The following is a 20187-nucleotide window of genomic DNA, read 5'->3' on the forward strand; positions in this document are numbered from 1 at the left end:
CTCAACTCCGGTCGCCCTCACGGGTGATGCGTACACAGTGGAGTGTCGGCCCGGTGCGCACGGTCAGTCCCTGGACGATCAGCTCGTCGAGCGACTTGCCCGCCGCCAGCCAGGCGTGCAGGGCGGAGGCGTACGCGGCCGGATCGGCGTCCGCCGCCGACGACACGGCGGTCAGCCGGAGGAAGTCCCCGGCGCGGGTGCGGACCGCGCACTCCGCACCGCCCGTGACATAGGCGGCGAGCGCGCACTGCGGATGGCGGGCGAGCACCTCGCGGGTCCACAGCGCCGGAGAGCCGAAGCGCGGATCGGTTACCTCGCCGTACCTGAACACGACGTCGGCGAGGGAGAGTCGGCCGGGGTCGCGGGTGTCCTCGTGCACCGCCGTGTGCGCCTCGCCGATGCCGTCCGGCTCGGAGCGCGGGTCGGCGTGCCGCACGACCGAGACCTCGCCCGAGCCGAGGAGACGCGTCAGTACACGCAATGGCGCGGTGCGTGCCGGGGGCTCGTACGGCGGGAGCGGAAGCGGTTCGAGCAGAGCGGGCCCGTCCGGCTCGGGGATGCCGATGATCCCGTAGAAGAGGCGGCGCAGCCGGGCCGCCGATTCGCCCGGCACGGAGCTGGTGAACTCGGCCGGGCCCGGCAGCGGACGGTGGGCGGCGAGCAGGGATTCCACCTGGGGGCGGAGCGCGGCCCTCGGGTCGAGCCGTGGAGCCTCCCGTACGAAGTCGGAGATCGGCGCGTCCGGATCGAGGCCGTCCAGGGGTGCGGCGCCGAGGAGTACGGGGGTGCCGACTGCGGCGGCATAGTAGGTGACCGAGCCGTGGTCGCCGATGACGACGTCCGCCGCCAGCAGGGCCTGCCGCCACCCCTCCAGCGGGTCGACCAGCGTCAGCCCCGCGCGCCGGGCCCGGTCGAGCCATGCGCGGATCTGGCCGGGGCCGTGGCCGTGCCAGATGTTGGGGTGGAGCACGGCCGCGAGACGGTACTCGTCGGCCGGGAACTCCGAGGTCAGCCGGGGCAGCAGCGACGGCAGTACGTCATCGCCGCCGCCGTCGCCGAAGAGCGACTCCGGGTTCCAGGTGGAGTTGAGCAGGATCAGCCGCTGGCCGGTCCGTACGCCGAGGGCGCGGCGGTAGCGGTCGCGGTACGGGCGGGCCGCCAGCATGCGGTCGAAGCATGGATCCCCGGCGAGGACGGCCGTGGGCGCCGCCTCGGGACAGGCGGCGCGCAGTCTCTCGTACTGCTCCGGATGCGACAGCACGAGCGCGTCGGCGACCGGCGCCCCGCCCTCGTCCAGCAACCACTCGCGCGACATCCCGAACACAGGAACCGGCTCTCGGCTCCCGGCTCCCGGCTCCCGGCTCCCGGTGTCGCCAGCCTCTTAGTGTAGCCAATACCGTGGGACAATACGGTCAATTTACCTGAAAGGGCCTGGAGTTGGCCCCCGAAGCTGGCGGAGATGACCAGGGCGACCGGGGTCGCCACCGCCTGCTCCCAGGGCAGCACCGGCACTCCCGTGTCGGCGAGCAGCTCGGCGATCCCGGACCGGAAGGCCGATGAACCGGTGCAGGTCACCAGCAGCTGCACCCGGAAGTCGTCGTGGAACAGCGGGAGTACATCGAGGAGCCGGGTGGCGGAGGTGACGTTGTGGATGACGAACAGGACAGGGGAGCTTCCCCCGCGCGTGGCCCAGCGAGCCGCGTCGTCCCCGACCGGCACCCGTATCCAGCCGTCCCGCCCCACGTTCCGCATCCCGCCCATCGGTCCCGTCACGCCTGTCGGGCCGGCTCAAGGCCGGGCCCCGTTCATGTGATCGGGCAACGATAGACAACGAACGCTCCGCGCACACCGGCCGCCCCTGAACCCGGCCGGGGTGCGCGGAGCGGCTCTCGAGGAGAGAGTCATGGGTTGCCGTGCAGCCGTGCAGTTCTCTCCTGAATGTTCCGGCCGATGTTCTTGCTGAAAACGTCACCTGTCAACAGGGCGTCCGCATGCCCAAGTCCCCGAACAGCCCTGTGCAGTCGGGGACTTGGGCGATCCTGGGGGTGGGCGTCAAGCCGTCACGGTCTCACGCTGCGTGGCTTCCCCCGCCGCACGCTCGCCCAGTCGCTCGCTGGGCACCTTGTGCGTCTCGCGGGCGGTGAGCGCGGCGATCACCGGCGGGACGCACAGGGCCGCGGTGAACAGCGCCACGGACGACCAGTCGTCGCCGCCCGGCCCCGCGATCTGCGCGGCGAAGGTGACCGCGAACCCGGCGACGGCGAAGCCGATCTGGGTGCCGATCGCCATGCCGGAGAGCCGGACGCGGGTGGAGAACATCTCGCCGTAGAAGGACGGCCAGACACCGTTCGCGGCGCTGTAGACGACCCCGAAGGTGAGGATGCCGAAGAGGAGGATCAGGGGGTACGAGCCCGTGGAGATGGCCCACAGATAGGCGAACATCAGGACGGCGCTGCCCGCGGCCCCGATCAGATAGACCGGGCGGCGGCCGATGCGGTCGGAGAGCGTGGCCCACGCGGGGATCGCGCCGAGGGCGACGACGTTGGCCAGCGCACCCACCCACAGCATCTGCGAACGGGACATGCCGACCGAGTCGCTGGTCCCGTACGCCAGTGCCCACACCGTGAAGATCGTGCTGACCGAGGCGATGAGGGCACCCGCCACGACCCGCAGGACGTCCGCCCAGTGCTCACGGAACAGCACGGCGAGCGGCAGCTTCACGACACCTTCGGTCGCGGCCTGCTGGGTGAAGGCCGGGGTCTCCTGAAGCGTGCGGCGGATGACATAGCCGACGACGGCGACCGCGACGCTCAGCCAGAACGGAACGCGCCAGCCCCAGGAGAGCAGCTGGTCCTCGGGCAGCGCGGCGACCGGGAGGAAGACGAGTGTCGCGAGGAGCTGGCCGCCCTGGGTGCCGCTGAGGGTGAAGCTGGTGAAGAAGCCCCGGCGGTTCGGTGGCGCGTGTTCCAGCGTCATCGAGTTGGCGCTCGCCTGCTCGCCGGCCGCGGAGATGCCCTGCAGGACGCGGCAGAGGACCAGCAGGACGGGCGCGAGGCCGCCGACCTGCGCGCGGGTCGGCAGACAGCCGATGAGGAACGTCGACAGACCCATCAGGATCAGCGTGAAGACCATGATCTTCTTCCGGCCGAGCCGGTCGCCGAAGTGGCCGAGGAACAGCGCGCCGATCGGGCGGGCGGCGTAGGCGACGCCGAACGTGGCCAGCGACAGCAGGGTCGCGGTGGCCGGGTCCGACTCGTCGAAGAAGACCTTCGGGAAGATCAGGGCGGCTGCGCTGCCGTAGATGAAGAAGTCGTAGTACTCCAGCGCGCTGCCGATCCAGGCGGCCATGGCGGCCTTCCGGGGCTGGCCGGGAGGTGCGTCGAGCGGGGCGGCGGGGACGGACACGGCGTGCTCCTTCGAGGGAACTCCGAGGACGGAGGGAACTCCGGGGACGGGAGTGGCGGCGGGGGGAGGTGCCGGGGCCCTGGGGGTGTACGGGCCGGCCGTTGCCGGGGGCGTCTCTGCGTGACGACGATGCCCGGTTAATTAACCCACTGGATAGTTAGTAGCGGATGGCTACGGATGTTGCGCCGACGTTTCCCCGGTGTCAAGAGGTCGTGCCGAAGGATCTTCGCGGTCCTGGTCCGCGGAACGGTCCTCGGCGGGGGTCCTCAGTCCGTCGCGCGGTCCGCCGTCAGATAGGCGATGACCATGTCGCCGAGCATGGTGCGGTAGTGCTCCCGCTGGTCGGGGGCGACCAGGTCACGGCCGAAGAGGGCGCCGAAAGTGTGCCGGTTGGAGACCCGGAAGAAGCAGAACGCGCTGATCATCGCGTGCAGGTCGATGGCATCGACGTCGGCGGTGAACAGGCCCGACTTCCGGCCGGTCTCAAGGATCCGGGAGATCACGTCGAGCGCGGGCGAGCCGATCCTGCCGAGCTCCTCCGAGGCCGCGATGTGCTCCGCCTCGTGGATGTTCTCGATGCTCACCAGGCGGATGAAGTCCGGGTGCGCCTCATGGTGGTCGAAGGTCAGCTCGGCGAGCCGGCGGATGGCCGCGACCGGGTCCAGGTGCTCGACGTCCAGCTCCTGCTCGGCCTGGCGGATCACCGAGTACGCGCGCTCCAGAACTGCCGTGAACAGCTGCTCCTTGCCGCCGAAGTAGTAATAGATCATCCGCTTGGTGGTGCGGGTGCGGGCGGCGATCTCGTCGACCCGGGCGCCGGCGAAACCGGCGCGCGAGAACTCCTGGGTCGCCACGTCGAGAATCTCGGCCTTGGTGCGGGCGGCGTCACGGATGCGCCCGTTGGGTCGTGCCGGTTCTTCGACGCTGGTCATCGGGTTCCTTGGGGCGAGGGGCCTGGCGGGCACGGTGGAGGGGCCGGTGCCGCGATTGTAGAAGCAGGGTCCCGCTGCGGGCTTTCCTGTCCGGGTCTTCCCGGCGGCCCGACATCCTGGTATCACTTACTAACGAACCAGTTCGTACATTAGCTATCGACCGGAGGCCCGCCGTGCCCCAGAACTCGTATCTCGTCGGCCTCATCGGATCCGGCATCGGCCCTTCGCTCAGTCCCGCGCTGCACGAGCGGGAGGCCGACCGGCAGGGCCTGCGCTGTCTGTACCGGCTGATCGACATCGACAGGCTCGGTGTCGGTCCGGAGGCGGTGGGCGACCTCGTACGCGCCGCACGGGACCTCGGCTTCGACGGGCTGAACATCACGCACCCCTGCAAGCAGCTGGTCATCGAGCACCTCGACGAGCTCGCTCCGCAGGCCGCGGCGCTCGGTGCGGTCAACACCGTCGTGTTCGACGGTGGCCGGGCGATCGGGCACAACACGGATGTCACCGGGTTCGCGGCGTCCTTCGCCCGCGGGCTGCCCGATGTCTCCCTGGAGCGGGTTGTGCAACTGGGAGCGGGCGGTGCGGGGGCGGCTGTCGCGCATGCCGTGCTCACGCTGGGCGCCGGGCATGTCACCGTCGTCGACGCGATGCCCGACCGTGCCGCCGATCTTGCCGCCGGGCTGAATCGGCACTTCGGGGAGGGGCGGGCGGCTGCTGCGACGCCGGATGCGCTCGGGGGGCTGCTCGGTCGTGCCGACGGGGTCGTGCATGCCACGCCTACGGGGATGGCCGCGCATCCCGGGCTGCCGTTCGCCGCCGAGTTGCTGCATCCGGGGCTGTGGGTTGCCGAGGTGGTCTATCGGCCGTTGGAGACGGAGCTGCTGCGGGCTGCCCGTGCGGTGGGCTGTGCCGTGCTTGATGGGGGTGGCATGGCGGTGTTCCAGGCTGTGGATGCGTTTCGGTTGTTCACCGGGCGGGAGCCTGACAGTGGGCGGATGCTGGCCGACATTGCTGAGCTGGCCGGTGCGGTGCGGGTGCCCTGAGCTGGGGGCGCCTTAGGGGTGGGGTGGCTGCGGTGTATTGGCGACTGCGCGTCGGTGGGGGCTGGTCGCGCAGTTCCCCGCGCCCCTTACGGGGCCCGTCCCGGTTCTCGGTAGTGACTGTTAAGGAGCATCATCGTGCGTACGTCCATCGCCACTGTCTCGCTCAGCGGGTCCCTGACCGAGAAGCTCACGGCTGCGGCTCGGGCGGGGTTCGATGGGGTGGAGATTTTTGAGAATGATCTGCTGGCGAGCCCTCTCGCGCCCGAGGAGATCCGTGCCCGCGCGGCGGACCTCGGGTTGAGTATCGACTTGTATCAGCCGATGCGTGACGTCGAGGCCGTGCCGGAGGAGGAGTTCGCGCGCAATCTGCGGCGGGCGCGGCACAAGTTCGAGCTGATGGGGCGCCTTGGCGCGGACACCGTGCTCGTGTGCTCCAGCGTCTCGCCGCTCGCCGTGGACGACGACGCGCTCGCGGCGGAGCAGTTGCGCCGACTGGCCGGCCTGGCCGAGGAGTTCGGCGTTCGGGTGGCGTATGAGGCGCTGGCCTGGGGGCGGCACGTGAGTACGTACGACCATGCCTGGAGCATCGTCGAGGCCGCGGACCACCCGTTTCTCGGTACCTGTCTGGACAGTTTCCACATCCTCGCCCGTGGCTCGGACCCCAAGGGCATCGAGGACATCCCCGGCGACAAGATCTTCTTCCTGCAGCTCGCCGACGCCCCGCTGATGGCGATGGATGTGCTGCAGTGGAGCCGCCACTACCGTTGCTTTCCGGGCCAGGGCGGCTTCGACATCGCCGGACTGCTCGGGCATGTGATGAGCGCCGGATACCGGGGGCCGCTCTCCCTCGAAGTCTTCAACGATGTCTTCCGTCAGGCCGAGGCCGGGCCGACCGCCGTCGACGCCCGGCGCTCCCTCCTCGTCCTCCAGGAGGCGACCGGGCTCGCGACGCCGCCCGCCCCCGTGGTGCCGACCGGTGTGGCCTTCGCCGAACTCGTCACGCCCGACGTCGCGCCCGTCACCGCGGTCCTCGGCGCCCTCGGCTTCACCCGCACGGCCCGGCACCGCAGCAAGCCGGTCGACCTCTGGCAGCAGGGCGAGGCCCGCGTCCTGGTCAACACGGGACCGGCCGCCCGCCGCGACGGCACCGCGCTCGCCGCCATCGGCCTGGAGTCACCGGACCCGGCGGCCGCGGCCCGGCGCGCCGAATCCCTCCTCGCCCCCGTCCTGCCGCGCCGCCGCGCGCTCGAAGACGCGCCCCTCGACGCGGTGGCCGCCCCCGACGGCACCGAACTGTTCTTCTGCGCCACCGACCGCCCCGAACTCCCCAGCTGGACAGGCGACTTCGCGCCCGTCGAGCACCGGGCGGACACCCCCTCCACGACCCGCATCGACCATGTGGCGCTCACCCAGCCCTGGCACCAGTTCGACGAGGCCGCCCTCTTCCACAGCAGCGTGCTCGGGCTGAGCGCGCAGGACAGCGTCGACGTCGCCGACCCGTACGGCCTGCATCGCAGCCGCGCCGTCACCAACGCCGACGGCAGTGTCCGCATCGCCCTCGGCGTCGGCCCCGCGCCTACGGACGACGGCGCCCGCGCCCAGCACATCGCGCTCGCCACCGATGACGTGGTCGCCGCCGCCCGCCGGTTCCGCGATGCCGGCGGGCGCCTGCTGCCGATGCCCGCGAACTACTACGACGACCTGGCCGCACGGCATGAGTTCGCCGACGGCGAGCTGGAGACGTACCGCGAGCTCGGCATCCTCTACGACCGCGACCAGGACGGCGAGTTCCGCCACTGCTACACGGAGACCGTCGGCCGCGTCTTCTTCGAACTCGTCCAGCGCGACGGCGGCTACCGCGGCTACGGCGCGCAGAACGCCCCGGTGCGCCTCGCCGCGCAGCACGCGGCGGGACGACCGGGGCGTTGACGCCCCCGTCTACCGAAGGAGCCGTACCGAGAACGCCCGGTCCAGCGTCAGGCTCGGCGTCTCGACCGTCGTCACCCCCTTGTCGGTGTCGTACGACCAGGAAGTGCGGGGCAGCGGGAGCCCGTTGAGGAGCACCTGGCGTGGCGCCGACTCGCCGTGCACGGTGAAGCGGTACGAGCGCGTCTCGGGCTTGCCCTGATAACTGCCCTTGCTCGCACCGACGTTCACGGCGGTCTCACCGGCGGAGGCGTGGACCGTCACCCGCTGGGTCGCCGACGCTCCCTCGGCGAAGTTCCGGGTCACGCCGTCGTCCTCGTACAGCGTGTAGCCGCTGTTCCCCCGCGGGTACAGGTCCCAGTCCAGTTCGTGCCGGTCGCGGGTCTGCCAACTGGTCGTTCCCTTGGGCCACATGGGGACGATCGCGCCGCTCTTCACGAAGAGGGGGAGGGTGTCGAGCGGAGCTTGGTAGCCGTTGACGGTGGTCGGGCCCTGGTAGGTGCGGCCCGTCCAGTAGTCGGTCCAGGTGCCCTGGGGGAGGTAGATGCCGTCGCGGGTGTCGGAGTCCTGGTAGACCGGGGCGACCAGGAAGTCGGAGCCGGCGAGGAACTCGTACTTCGCGCTCGCGCCCAACGTCCCGGGGTCGTCCGGGTATTCGAGCCACAGCGGACGGACCGCTCCCACTCCGGTCTTCGTCGCCTCCGCCGAAAGCGTGTACATGTAGGGGAGCAGGCGCTCCTTCAGCTGGAGGTACGTGCGGTTGATGGAGGTGTACGGCTCGCCGTCCAGCCAGGGCTGCTGGTCGGCGGGCTTGCCGGTGGTGAGGTCGGAGGCCCAGCCGTCCATGGTCATGATGGCGGGCAGGAACGCCTTCCACTGAAGGTCGCGGGTGTACATCTTGGGGTCGTGGCGGTAGATCGAGCCCACGTCACCGGTGTTGTACGCGATGCCCGACATGGTGGCTCCGGCGTATGTCGGGATCTGCCAGCGGATGTAGTCCCAGGACAGCTTCTGGTCGCCGCTCCACAGGACACCGCAGCGCTGGGCGCCGGCCCAGGAGACGGGCAGCCAGACGAAGCCGCGCGCGTCGCTGTTCTCCTCGATGCCCGCCTTGGCCTTGTCGCAGGCGTCGAGCGCGAAGCCGTAGCCGTTGCCGACCCAGGCCACATCCAGCTTGGCCACCCGCTGGCCCGCCTTCACCTGGTCGGCGAGTTTGTCGATGCCGTCCTGGGTCCACAGGCCGAGCTGGGCGTGGTGGTCCTGGAGGCCCTTCGCGGTCTCGGCCAGGTTCTCGTAACCGCAGCCGTAGCCGTCGTTGACGAGCATCCAGCCCAGCGGCATGTCGTTCGCCGTGTAGCCGTCGGCGATCTTCAGCGCGTCGAGGGTGTGCCGTTCGCCCCGGTTGGCGTTGTGCAGGTAGCAGTCGGAGTCGCCCGGTTCGAGCCCGTACACCGGAGGCATGAACGGCTTGCCCACCAGCGCGGTGTACGTGCCGATCACCTTCTTCGCGTCACCGAGGAAGTAGTAGGCGTCCAGACGCCGTTCCTGCTGCCCGGTCCGCACGGGTGAGCCGAAGTCGTACACGCCCGGCGCGAAGGTGTTGCGGAAGACGCCGTAGCCCGCGCTGGAGAGGTAGAAGGGCTGGGAGTTGTTGTAGCCGCCCTCGTTCCAGTTGAAGTTGTTCGCCACGTACATCGTCCGATCGCGGTGGGAGAACGATCCGTTCTGCTCGCCGCCCCCGAAGAACTGCTCGTCCGTGCCGCGCGTCAGGCTCTGCCGCATTCCGCTGGTGGACCAGCGCAGCGGTTTGTCCTCCTGCCAGATGGGGGTGCGGTTGTCGGGCTTGTAGAGGCCGAAGCGCAGTGGCGTCTTGTAGACGCGCAGGACGGCGTCCGGGGAGCGGATGCCGTAGTACGCGCCCGCGTCGAAGGACGTCGTGTGCTTCTGCGGCGCGGGCTGCTCGCGGACGATGGCCGTGCCCGCCGGGTCGGTGAGTGAACCGGACGGGTCGGCCTGGAGGCGCAGTTGGCCGCCCGCCAAGAAGTCGGCCCTCGCCTGGAGTTGTCCGGCTTTGATGGTGTAGCTGCCGTCGCTCCCGCTGAAGGACGTGAGATCGCCCGCGTCCGTCGTCCGCGGCAGATACGCCTTCCCGGTGTACGCGTTGTCGTGCACGTCGTACGGCACGACCAGCACGTGGTAGGTCCCCGACGCGTTCGGGATCACGGTGGCCTCGGGGTCGGCGGTGCCCGCGCTGGAGGCGACCTGCTTGCCCGTGTCGTCGTAGATGTACAGGTCGAAGTCGTCGGTGGGGTGCTGCCAGTCGATCGAGACCGGTACGCCGCCCTCGGGGTTGTCCGCCCAATATCCCTGCGGCACCGACACGTTCACGTCGAAGCGGTCGCAGGCCTTGCTGTCGGGGTCGTCGGCGGCGGACGGGCAGCTCTCGGGGCCGCCGGACGTGCCCTTGGCGTAGACGGGACTCTGCCAGCTGACGCTCTGGTGGGTGTCGTCGAGGACGGCGCTCGCCGGGGTCGCCGCGAGCGCGGGCCGCGCCGGGGCGCTCAGCGCGGTGACGGCCAGGGCGGTGGCGAGCCCCGCCATGGCCCAGGAACGGTGTCGGAGTCTTCGCACGGTACGCATCTCCACTCAAACCAACGGCGTGATGTTTACTGGTGCTTGAAACAGTGTCCGATCGTGCATGTTCAAGCATGAAGGGTGGCCGTGCTTGCAGGTTCATGTCAATGGAGCGCGTCAAAGGTCGCGGAGGTCGGTGCCGCTGAGTGACCGTAAATTACCGGCCAGTTGACATTGAAAGGTGAATCACCACGGCTATCATCACCTCACCTGCGGAGCGACCCTCTGCCCGATGACGGCGGTTGTACGGCATCGACCTTCACACCCCCCACTTGCAACACGGCGTTGCCGGGCCTGCCTGCCCGCGCGCCGTGCAGGACGGAAAGCAGCGCGAGCATGAGCAACAACAGGGGCAGAGGGCTTCAGGCCAACGCCCTCGGTACGTTCGACACGGTTGTGATGGCGGTCGCGGGCAGCGCCCCCGCGTACTCGCTGGCCGCGACGACCGCGGTCCTCGTCGGGGCGGTGGGCCTCGGCAGCCCCGCGGCGCTCCTGTACTGCGCGATACCCATGCTGGGCATCGCGCTGGCCTTCAGCTACCTCGGCCGGATCGACGTCAACGCGGGTGCCAGCTACTCCTGGGTCGGCCGCACGCTCCACCCGTTCCTCGGCTTCATCAGCGGCTGGGCGCTGGTCATCTCCGCGACCATCTTCATGGTCGCCGGTTCGCTGCCCGCGGGCGCGATGACGCTGTCCCTCTTCGACGAAGGGCTCGCCGACAACACCGCGCTGGCCACCGCGGTCGGCGCCGGCTGGTTCCTGGTCATGCTGCTCGTGGTGCTCGGCGGCGCCCGGCTCACCGTACGCGCGCAGCTCGTGATGTCCGGTGTGGAGCTGGCGATCCTGGCCGTCTTCGCGGTCGGCGCCCTGCTGCACAGCCACAACGCCCGGTCCTTCGAGTGGTCCTGGCTCGGCTTCAGCCACTTCGACGGGGTGAGCGGCTTCGCGTCCGGCGCGCTCATCGCCGCCTTCTACTACTGGGGCTGGGACGTCACCAGCAACCTCAGCGAGGAGACGAAGGACAGCCGCCGCACCACGGGCCTCGCGGGCCTGATCGGCGTCGGCATCGTCTTCCTCCTCTTCGAGGTGTTCACCATCGCGGTGAACGTGATCCTCACCGACAAGCAGATCCAGGACAACGACGCCAACGTCCTCGGCGTACTCGGCGAGGAGATCTGGCCCGGCTGGGGCGGCAAGCTGCTCATCGTCGCCGTGATGCTGTCCACCATCGCCACCCTGGAGACCACGCTCATCCAGGTCACCCGCTCACTGTTCGCGATGGGCCGCGACCGTACGATGCCCGAGGCGCTGGGCCGCGTGCACCGCAAGTGGAACACCCCGTGGGTCGCCATCGTCGTGGTCGGCGCGGTGGCCCTGGTGATGTTCGTGACGTCCAACGCCCTCGGCTCGGTCGGTGACATCCTCTCCGACGCCATCGCCGCGATCGGCCTGCAGATCGCCGTCTACTACGGCCTCGCCGGCCTCGCGGTGGTCGTCGCCTACCGCAAGATGCTGCTGAAGTCCCCGGCCAACTTCCTCTTCGGCGGGCTGTGGCCGTTCCTCGGCGCCCTGTTCATGTTCTGGATCTTCGTCGAGTCGCTGGGCGACCTGAGCGACGCGTCGATCGCGATCGGCATCGGCGGCATCGCCGTCGGCCTGATCCCCATGCTCTGGTACTGGAAGCAGGGCAGCGACTACTACCGGCCCGCCAAGCTGGACGCCACCCAGGTCGTCGAGACCGACTACATCCCCGACGGCTACTCCACCGCGGCGGCGACCGAACGGTCCCGCGTCCACGAGGGTCTCCCCACCGACTTCTGAGAGGGACCCGATGGCGGGAGACCGCTTCACCCCCGACTTCGACCCCGACTGCGGGGACAGACCCCTCACCTCCGCCCGCCAGGACATCGTCATCGGCCGCTGGCAGGGCCTGCGTGAGCTGCTGCGGGACACGAGCGCCGACTGGTCCGTGCGCAGTCACCGGATCCGGCTGCTCGCGCCGGCCTGCGCGGGCAGTTCGACGGTCGAGTCCTGGCTGGCCGCCGAACCCCGCAGCGCCGACGCCCTGGTGCTGCGGGCCGCGACCGACGTGGCCAGGGCCTTCAACCTGGCCATCGCCGCGGGCCGGGGCGTGCCCATCGACCAGAACCGCATCGACCGCGCGGTGCTGGCCTGTCTCCAGGCCGCCGAGGCCTACCCCGAGGACCCCACGCCCTGGATCTCCCTGATCTCCGTCGCACGGCTCTATCCCGCCGGGGTGCGCCGCCAGGAACTGGGCCGCTGGTGGGACGAACTGCACGGCCGCGACCCGTACAGCATGGAGGGCCATCTCCAGATCCTGCACTACTACTCGTCGCGCTGGCACGGCACACACGGCCTGATGTACGACTTCGCCCGCGACGCGGCCGGCGTGGCACCGGCCGGCTACGCGCTGCCGGTTCTGGTGCAGTTCGCCCGCGTCGAGGAGTACCGCTACATCCTCGACGGGGCGATGGGACAGCGGGACGCGGTCGTCGGGCTCGGCCAGCACTGGAACCACGACGCCGCCGTCAGCGACGTACGACGCACCTGGCAGCGCTGGATCGCGGACCGCCCGGACGGCCCGGTGGCGCCCTGGGAGGTCCGCGACCTCAACTATCTGACGCACGCCGCCAGCTACGCCGGAACGACGGACATCGCCGCCGCGCTGTTCACGATGCTGGGGCGGCGGGCCAGCCGGACGCCGTGGTCGTACACCGGCGACCCGGAGAAGGAGTTCGTGAAGTGGCGGAATAAGCCCTCGCGCAGGGCGTGAGCCGCGGTCAGGTGTCCCAGAGCTCGGCGTGCCGGCGGTGCGCCGGGGTCAGTCCGTTCACGAAGAACCGGTCGTAGTACTCGCTCTCCACATGGTGCGTCTGGAGCCAGATGCCCGGGACATGGATCGCGTCCGTGTGCGCCGGGAAACGGCGGTGCGTGCCGATGATGTACTCGCAGATGTCCCGGGCGCAGTCGATGACCCGCTCGTCGTACTCGCTGGCCTCGGCGAGATAGCGCTGCCCGTAGTCCTCCTTGTAGATACGGGCGAAGACGTCCTTGTCCGAGTACGTCCCGCCCGTGCCGAACTTGGCGGCGATGACCGCGTCCACCGCGTCCGACATCGACTGATGCGTGGGCGGGCAGGCGGCGGCGATGAGCGGCTCGCCCTCGCGCGAGGTGAGCCCCACCGGATGCGAGCGCAGCGTCGCGTACTTGGGCAGCGGGACGTGCCAGCGCCACAGGTCGGCGAGGCGCCAGCGCGGGGTGACGAAGGTGAAGCCGAGCATCCTGCCGTACGTGCGGGAGAACTTGGGGTCGCCCAGGGCGATCTGCGGGTTGACCGAGGCGTGGATCCAGGCGCCCAGACCCATCGCCTCGGCCGTGAGCATCATGTTCTGGAGGAGGAGGTCCGCCTCGATCTGGGTGCGCATGGGGCCGAGCGCGCCGAGCGGGAGCTTCAGGTCCTTGTTCAGGAAGCCGTTCTTGACCCACTTCTTCACCCCGGCCGGGCGGTACAGGTTCCGGTCGTCGACCAGGGTCGGGCGGGCCCCGTCCGGCTGCGTCAGCAAGTACATCAGGGCGTTGATGTACTGGTGGGACAGATCGACCACCGGCAGGAACACGGTGGTTCCGGGGACGTTGGACAGGAACCGGTTCGAGTCGAGGTACGCCGGGAAGTCCCGCAGCCCCTGGGCGACGTCGAGGCGCTGGTCGAGGACCCGTACCTTCGACTCACGGGCCCGCGCGACCAGCGTCGCCGCGTCGAACGGCTCGTGGGGCGCGGGCGGCAGCTTGCGCAGGAAGTACGTGCCCGAGTCGTTGATGAGGAAGAAGTGCGTGCCCTGCGCGTTGTCCGGGCTGCCCGCCGTCCGCCCCGTCATGGTCATGTTGGGCTTGGCCATGATGGGCTTGCCGTTCCGCGGGTCCTCGAACGGCCGGTCGGGCATCGTCAGCCCCGTGGATCCGGTGAGCGCGATGAGCACCGCCTCCTCCAGCTCCGACAGGGGCTGCTGGGTGTGCGTGGAGCGGTAGCTCATGGATCCGGCGGGCACGGACGCGCCCCGGCTGACGCGGTGGGTGCGGCGGTGCCAGACGGTCTCCAGCAGGGGCCGCGCGAAGAGGTCACGCAGCCCGGGGTGATCATCGGCCGTGGTCATCCCGCACCTCCGTTGGTGGTCGGCCGCACCGCCCGCCACGGGGCGAACGCGCTCGCCCCGCGCGGCATCAGCGCCGCCAGCTCCGGGCAGTGCCGCAGGATGACGGAGTTCATGCCACCCTTTTCGACCCAGTCGATGCCGAGCGGCGTGTAGACCTCCGGCCGGTAGTCGACGTTCAGGAAGCGGTCGCTCTGCAGCCGCCGGGTGGCCATCAGGATGAAGATCCGGAACGCGGTGTCGCTGAAGCCGAAGCCCTCCGGCGGGTTCTCCGCGAACAGCCCGACCACCGTGTCGATCTCGTCGACCGAGCGGTAGACCTCCTTGAGCCGCGCCAGCGTCTCCGCGTTCTGCGTCAGCTCCTCGAAGGACCGGATGCGCTCCTTGTGCAGCCCCGCGCGGAAGTCGTTGTAGCGCGGCACACCGCGCCGCCTGCTGCGTACGAGGTCCACGACCGACAGGTCGATGATCTCGCCGTCCCGCTCGAACTGCTGGAGCGAACGCGGAAAGTTGTGCAGCGTGATGGCGCCCGGGTGGGCGATCCCGAACGAGTACAGCGTGTTCGCGAGCCCCGTCTTGCGGATCTGCGACTCGGCCGCGCCGCCCTGGATGTCCATGAAGCCGACCGTCTCCTGGCGCTGCCCGAAGTGGTGCTCGCGCAGCTCGAAGTCGTCCGGGATCAGCGGGTGCATGCGGTAGACGGTGACGAAGTCCTCGGTGAGGGAGTACGGCGCCGTGTGGTGGTCGGGCAGCGTCTTCGGGATCCCGGTCAGGGAGTGGGCCTCGAAGAGCCACAGGCCCAGCTGGTTCAGCCAGTTCTTCGGCGGGCCCTGCCAGTTGGTCTTCAGACCGATGTCGATTGCCTTGGTGGCGAGGATCGCGGGTGTCCACTCCACCGTGTGGATCTTCGCGATCAGCGCGGAGACGACCAGCCGTGCCGTGTGGTAGATCCGCTCCTCGCTCATCGAGGGGTACTCGGCGCGCAGCGCGTCGCACACGGCGTTGTGCTCGCGCGCGAACAGCGTGTGCATCGCGCTGAGCCCCATCCACCAGCTCTCGTTGAAGCCGGTGAGCGGAATGCCGTTCGGGCCCGACGGCAGATGGCCGTCCTCCAGGCGGAGTTTGGCGCCGCCGTCCGGCTCCCGCAGGAACCGTGCGGTCGGCTCGTCCTCGCCGTACACCTCGGAGCCGTCCCACCAGTGCGAGGCGACATTGCCGAAGAGGATCGGCGGCCGGTTGCCGGGCTGTTCGAGGCCCTCGTTCTCGGCGAACCGCATCACGTTCTCGGGAGGACCGCCCGGCGTGTTGTGCCAGCCCCCGCTGCCGGGCGGCAGCGGCACCTCGACGGTGCGCTCGCCGGGCTTGTAGCGGCGGTGGTTGACCCAGTCGTGCACCTGGAACTGGATCCACGCCGCGGCCAGGATGTTGAGCGAGGTCGCGGGCACGAAGCTCTCGCGGTACAGGAGCCGGCGGCTCACCGTGACCGGGTTGGGCGTGTCGAACAGGTCGGGGCGGTACTCCGGCTTGAGGTTCCGTCCGAAGGCCGCGCCCACGGCGCCCATCTTCGGTGCGGACAGATCGTTGTACGTCCCGTCGTAGGACCGCTCCGTGCGCAGCCGCTCGGGGATGGTCTCCGGCACGGGCTGCGCCTGCGGCGGCGCCTCGCGCACCTCGGTGTCGATCAGATTGAACCGGCGCAGCACCTTGCGCAGGAACACCAGGTTCAGCAGGCTCAGCTGCAACGGCAGCCGGTGCCAGGGCACCCACCGGTTGAGCAGCGAGAAGGCCGCGCCCGTCGGAGGGCCGAGCAGCCTGTTCTGCAGGGGCTCCTCCGTGATGAACCGCAGGCCCAGCCGGTGTGCGCTGCTCGCGTGGTACGCGGCCTTCCTCGCCCGGTTGATATTGCCGAGCGGACGGAAGGCGTCGGTCGTGTACCAGGGGTTGAAGGCGAGATCCTCGATGCGCCGGGCCGCCGCGCGGGCCTCGGCGGTGCTCAGGTCCTGGCTGGGGATGGTCAGCCGGGCCACCGGCACCGCGGGCGCCATGGTGTCCTTCCACTCCACGGAGGCGTTCTCGACCGGCGTGTGCCGCTCGTCGACGTACCGCTGCACGCACAGCTCGAAGACGACGTCCGTCTTGGCGAGCCGCCCGGCGATCTCACGGTGCAGGAACTCCGGGTCGCTCCGGTCCGCGGCGGCCGACGGAGGACTGCCGGGCGCCGGCCGCAGCAGATAGCGCACCGGACCCGCCTCGCCCCACAGGATCGCGCCCCGGCTCCAGTACGTCTCACTGGCCAGGGAGTTGACCGTGTGCCGCGTCGCCGCCTGGACATTGCGCCGCATCCGGTTCGCGGTGCCGAGCCCCACGGCCAGCGGCAGCTTCACGAACAGCCCGAAGGCCTTCTGGACCCGATTGCGGGCGCCCGCCATCGCCTTGGCGAAGGCCACGAACTCGCGTGCGTTGCGGGCGTGCGAGACCGGATAGCTGGTCGCGAGCAGGTCGTGGCTCTCGCCCTCCGACACCCGGACCCGCACGGCCGCGCCCCGCAGGTCCGGCGAACCGTCGCCCTGCCGTACGCCGCTCGCGTTGGACAGCCGTACCGTCGCCGGATACTCGGCGCCTGGCTGGGCGAAACCGCCGCGCAGGGCCGCGGGCAGGTCGTCGTGGAAGCGCAGCCGCGCGTTCTCCACGGCCACCGGCGCCTTGGCGTGGAACGTGCGGGAGATCCCGCCGCCACCCGCCTGCCGGTTCTTGACCTGCACCTTCATCAGCTCACGGGCCAGCCGCTCGAACACCAGCCGTTCCGCCTCGGGGCTGCCGCCTTCGTACTGCTCGTACTGCTGTTCGTGCTGTCCGGTCTCGGCCATCGGTCGTTTCCTTCGTACGAGTGCGTACGGGACAGGGGCCAGCACGCTACCGGCGGCCCTGAGCGCCCACAGCGGGGGTTCCCGCCGATGTGCGCCTCCTCGTCACCTCTACGAACAATTAGACGAAAGGTGCGGTTCGTGCACGTCAAGGCGGCGAGCGCGCATTCGCCCGACCGGGGTGCCTGCCCCGTGAACGCCTCCGCTTCCCAGCGACCCCACCCGGACGCTCGCGGGATGGCCGGGGGACGACGTGTGACCGGGGGTTACGTCGGTCGACGGATTCACAGGGCGGCGGTGCGCCCGACAGTCTGGACACCCACCCGGCCCGCCTCGGAGCGCGCCGGGGCGTCCGCTGTGATCCGGGGGAGGTCGCCCATGCGCGACGACGACTACGCCAAGGGGCCAGGCTTCGCCGAACTGCGCCCGCTGAAGGCCGGCACCGAGCCGGGTCCGGCCGGCTTCCCGGTCTACCCCGACCTGGTGGAACGCCTGGTCGAGGACAAGGCGCAGCCCGACCCCGACGGCATCGTCCCGCACACCCTGGCGACCTGCGCGGCGTACGCGTACGCCGGATTCGGCCAGCGGAGTGACCCACGGACCGTCGCCATGATCATGGCGAGGCTCGGGCTGGAGGAGAACAACTGCCGGGTGTTCGAGCAGCGTGTGGACGCGATGTACATCGCCTCGGCCGCCTATCTGATCCAGGACAAGGACCGCAGGATCGCGATCCTCTGCTACCGGGGCACCCAGCCCGAGGACATCATCAGCATCCTGACCGACGCCGACGTACGGCCCGAAACGCTCTCCGTCGAGCTCGAAGGACGGCGCTACGAGGTACACGCTGGCTTCTACCGCAACGTCCGCGCCACCCGCCATCCGATCGTCGAGGCCCTGGAGCGCGCCCTGCGCGGCGAGTCGGTGATTCCCGGCGAGGAGGGCACCCGCGGCGACGGCCTGGAGGCCCTGTACATCACCGGGCACAGCCTGGGCGGAGCGATGGCCGCCCTGATGGGCGTCGTCCTGGCCCACGAACCCCGCTACCGGCGCATCGCCGAGAAGCTCAAGGCCGTCTACACCTTCGGCCAGCCCATGGTCGGCGGCCCCGACTTCGCCCGGGCGTGCGAGGAGTCGACCAGCCCCGAGGGCGTGCATCTGCTGCGCGACCGGCTGATCCGCTACATCTTCGACCGCGATGTCGTCCCCGCACTGCCGCCCCGGCCCGTCGGCCCCTACGCGCCGTTCGGCCGGGAGTTCCACTACCGCAGGCCGCGCGGACGGATGGACACGGCCCTCGCCTTCGCGGCCGGAACGGCGATCGAGGCGGTGTCACTGCCCGGCGACCTGCTGCGGACCCTGACGAGCCGGCCGACGGCGGGCTGGCCGATGGCGGGCTGGGGCGAACTCGGCGTCCGCGTCACCGAGTCGGTCCGCCGGTCTCTGCGCCCGCTGCTCGGCACACACGAGGACGGCTGGAGCGAGAACACCGAACCGGGCCTGCACTACCCGCAGATGGACAGCCTCGCCGGCCTCGCCGTCGTGGCACCCCTCGCCTTCTTCGCCACCCGGCTCGCGCTGACCCGCACCCTCCCGTTCACGTACTCCTTCGACGACCACGGCCCCGGCCACTACGTCAACGCGCTCGCCCCGCCAGGGGTGTTGAGCGAGTTCGGCGACGTGCTGTAGCCGGGGCCTCCCGGATGTCCGCGGCGTGGAAGCTAGCGAGCCGTCGCAGCGGCTCCCGTGGCGTTCCACTCGGCGATCACAGGTCGCCCGTGCTCGGTGGAGAGCCGGCTGACCGTGCCCGTGGCGAGCTGGAACAGCCGACCGTCCGCCGGGGGAAGCCCGAGCCGGCGGGCCGCGAGCACCCGCAGGAAGTGGGCGTGCGCCACGAGGACCACATCACCTTCGGTGAGCGCCGGCCCGATCCGGGCGAGCACGCGGTCGGCCCGCAGGCCCACCTCCGTGGGTGACTCGCCCGGATGGTCCGCCGGACCGGGCGCGACCCCGTCGTTCCACAGGTACCAGTCCGGCCGGGCGCGGTGTATCTCGACCGTCGTGACACCCTCGTACGCGCCGTAGTCCCACTCGTGCAGCTCGGGATCGGGTACGGCTCCGTACAGGCCCGCGAGTTCCGCGGTGCGGATCGCGCGGCCCAGCGGGCTGGTGAGCGCGAGGGCGAAGGTCCGGCCGGCGAGCAGCGGGGAGAGGGACTTGGCCTGTTCCTCGCCGCGCTGGGTGAGGGGCAGGTCGGTCCAGCTGGTGTGCTGGCCCGACACACTCCACTCGGTCTCACCGTGGCGGACCAGCAGGAGGTCGCCCATGGCCGTTACTTCGCGGACTCGACGGCGTGGCCGCCGAACTGGTTGCGCAGCGCCGCGATCATCTTCATCTGCGGGGAGTCGTCCTGGCGGGACGCGAACCGCGCGAAGAGGGAGGCGGTGATCGCCGGGAGCGGGACGGAGTTGTCGATGGCCGCCTCGACGGTCCAGCGGCCCTCGCCCGAGTCCTCCGCGTAGCCGCGCAGCTTGTCGAGGTGCTCGTCGTCGGCGAGGGCGTTGACGGCGAGGTCGAGCAGCCAGGAGCGGATGACCGTGCCCTCCTGCCAGGAGCGGAAGACCTCGCGCACGTCCGTGACGGAGTCGACCTTCTCAAGGAGCTCCCAGCCCTCCGCATACGCCTGCATCATCGCGTACTCGATGCCGTTGTGGACCATCTTCGAGAAGTGACCCGCACCGACCTTGCCGGCGTGCACGAAGCCGAAGTCGCCCTCGGGCTTGAGCGCGTCGAAGACCGGCTGCACCTTCGCGATGTGCTCCGCGTCGCCGCCGACCATCAGCGCGTAGCCGTTCTCCAGGCCCCACACACCACCCGAGACGCCCGCGTCGACGAAGCCGATGCCCTTGGCCGCCAGCTCCTCGGCGTGCTTCTCGTCGTCCGTCCAGCGGGAGTTGCCGCCGTCGACGACGGTGTCGCCGGGCTCCAGGAGGTCACCGAGCTCGTCGATGACGGACTGGGTGGCGGCGCCGGCCGGCACCATCACCCAGACCACGCGGGGGCCTTCGAGCTTGCCCACGAGTTCGGCGAGGCTGCTCACGTCGGCGAGGTCGGGATTGCGGTCGTAGCCGATGACGGTGTGGCCCGCGCGGCGTATCCGCTCGCGCATGTTGCCACCCATCTTGCCGAGGCCGATGAGTCCGAGCTGCATGTT

Annotated in this window: 13 protein-coding genes and 1 pseudogene; 6 read left to right on the plus strand and 8 right to left on the minus strand. The window is 70.3% G+C overall.

The window, feature by feature from the left end:
- Position 1: 1 nt before the first annotated feature.
- A complete protein-coding gene (locus OG975_RS40735) occupies positions 2–1315 on the minus strand; it encodes a hypothetical protein (protein ID WP_406334604.1) in 1314 nt (437 codons plus the stop codon).
- A 144-nt stretch (positions 1316–1459) separates the two neighbouring features.
- Between OG975_RS40735 and OG975_RS40740 the strand changes: the two genes are divergently transcribed.
- Entirely contained in the window at positions 1460–1813 is a 354-nt protein-coding gene (locus OG975_RS40740) for a hypothetical protein (protein ID WP_406334605.1), read from the plus strand.
- A gap of 239 nt (positions 1814–2052) precedes the next feature.
- On the opposite strand, the gene OG975_RS40745 is transcribed toward OG975_RS40740, so the two are convergent.
- Together OG975_RS40745 and OG975_RS40750 are read right to left on the minus strand one after the other, a co-directional pair.
- On the minus strand, positions 2053–3405 hold the full coding sequence (locus OG975_RS40745) for an MFS transporter (protein WP_406334606.1): 1353 nt from the start codon (positions 3403–3405) through the stop codon (positions 2053–2055).
- Between the two features lie 266 nt (positions 3406–3671).
- Positions 3672–4337 (minus strand): TetR/AcrR family transcriptional regulator, encoded by a 666-nt coding sequence (locus OG975_RS40750; RefSeq protein ID WP_330308771.1) that lies wholly within the window; start codon positions 4335–4337, stop codon positions 3672–3674.
- Between the two features lie 173 nt (positions 4338–4510).
- Here OG975_RS40750 and OG975_RS40755 point away from each other — a divergent pair, with 173 nt between their 5' ends.
- Positions 4511–5383, plus strand: coding sequence for a shikimate dehydrogenase (locus OG975_RS40755; RefSeq protein WP_406334607.1), 873 nt, complete (start codon positions 4511–4513; stop codon positions 5381–5383).
- Positions 5384–5518: 135 nt separating this feature from the next.
- Positions 5519–7312, plus strand: a complete 1794-nt coding sequence (locus tag OG975_RS40760; RefSeq protein WP_406334608.1) for a bifunctional sugar phosphate isomerase/epimerase/4-hydroxyphenylpyruvate dioxygenase family protein — start codon at positions 5519–5521, stop codon at positions 7310–7312.
- 18 nt (positions 7313–7330) lie between these two features.
- On the opposite strand, the pseudogene OG975_RS40765 reads toward OG975_RS40760, so the two are convergent.
- Positions 7331–9481: pseudogene (locus OG975_RS40765) on the minus strand (TIM-barrel domain-containing protein); the annotation flags it as partial.
- 798 nt (positions 9482–10279) lie between these two features.
- On the opposite strand from OG975_RS40765, the gene OG975_RS40770 reads away from it, so the two are divergent.
- On the plus strand, positions 10280–11764 hold the full coding sequence (locus OG975_RS40770; RefSeq protein WP_406334610.1) for an APC family permease: 1485 nt from the start codon (positions 10280–10282) through the stop codon (positions 11762–11764).
- A gap of 10 nt (positions 11765–11774) precedes the next feature.
- Positions 11775–12737, plus strand: a complete 963-nt coding sequence (locus OG975_RS40775; RefSeq protein ID WP_406334611.1) for a hypothetical protein — start codon at positions 11775–11777, stop codon at positions 12735–12737.
- Between the two features lie 7 nt (positions 12738–12744).
- Here OG975_RS40775 and OG975_RS40780 read toward each other — a convergent pair whose 3' ends face one another.
- Positions 12745–14115, minus strand: a complete 1371-nt coding sequence (locus OG975_RS40780) for a hypothetical protein (RefSeq protein ID WP_406334612.1) — start codon at positions 14113–14115, stop codon at positions 12745–12747.
- Entirely contained in the window at positions 14112–16979 is a 2868-nt protein-coding gene (locus OG975_RS40785; protein ID WP_406334613.1) for a peroxidase family protein, read from the minus strand. Before OG975_RS40785 ends, OG975_RS40780 begins: the two co-directional genes overlap by 4 nt.
- Before the next feature lie 375 nt (positions 16980–17354).
- Here OG975_RS40785 and OG975_RS40790 point away from each other — a divergent pair, with 375 nt between their 5' ends.
- Entirely contained in the window at positions 17355–18662 is a 1308-nt protein-coding gene (locus OG975_RS40790; protein WP_406334614.1) for a lipase family protein, read from the plus strand.
- Positions 18663–18694: 32 nt separating this feature from the next.
- Here the strand turns inward: OG975_RS40790 and OG975_RS40795 are convergent, their stop codons facing one another.
- Positions 18695–19300, minus strand: a complete 606-nt coding sequence (locus OG975_RS40795; RefSeq protein ID WP_406334615.1) for a histidine phosphatase family protein — start codon at positions 19298–19300, stop codon at positions 18695–18697.
- A gap of 5 nt (positions 19301–19305) precedes the next feature.
- Entirely contained in the window at positions 19306–20184 is an 879-nt protein-coding gene (gnd, locus tag OG975_RS40800; RefSeq protein WP_406334617.1) for a phosphogluconate dehydrogenase (NAD(+)-dependent, decarboxylating), read from the minus strand.
- Between the last annotated feature and the right edge of the window lie 3 nt (positions 20185–20187).

Source organism: Streptomyces sp. NBC_00203 (assembly GCF_045206325.1).
GTDB lineage: Bacteria > Actinomycetota > Actinomycetes > Streptomycetales > Streptomycetaceae > Streptomyces > Streptomyces lutosisoli.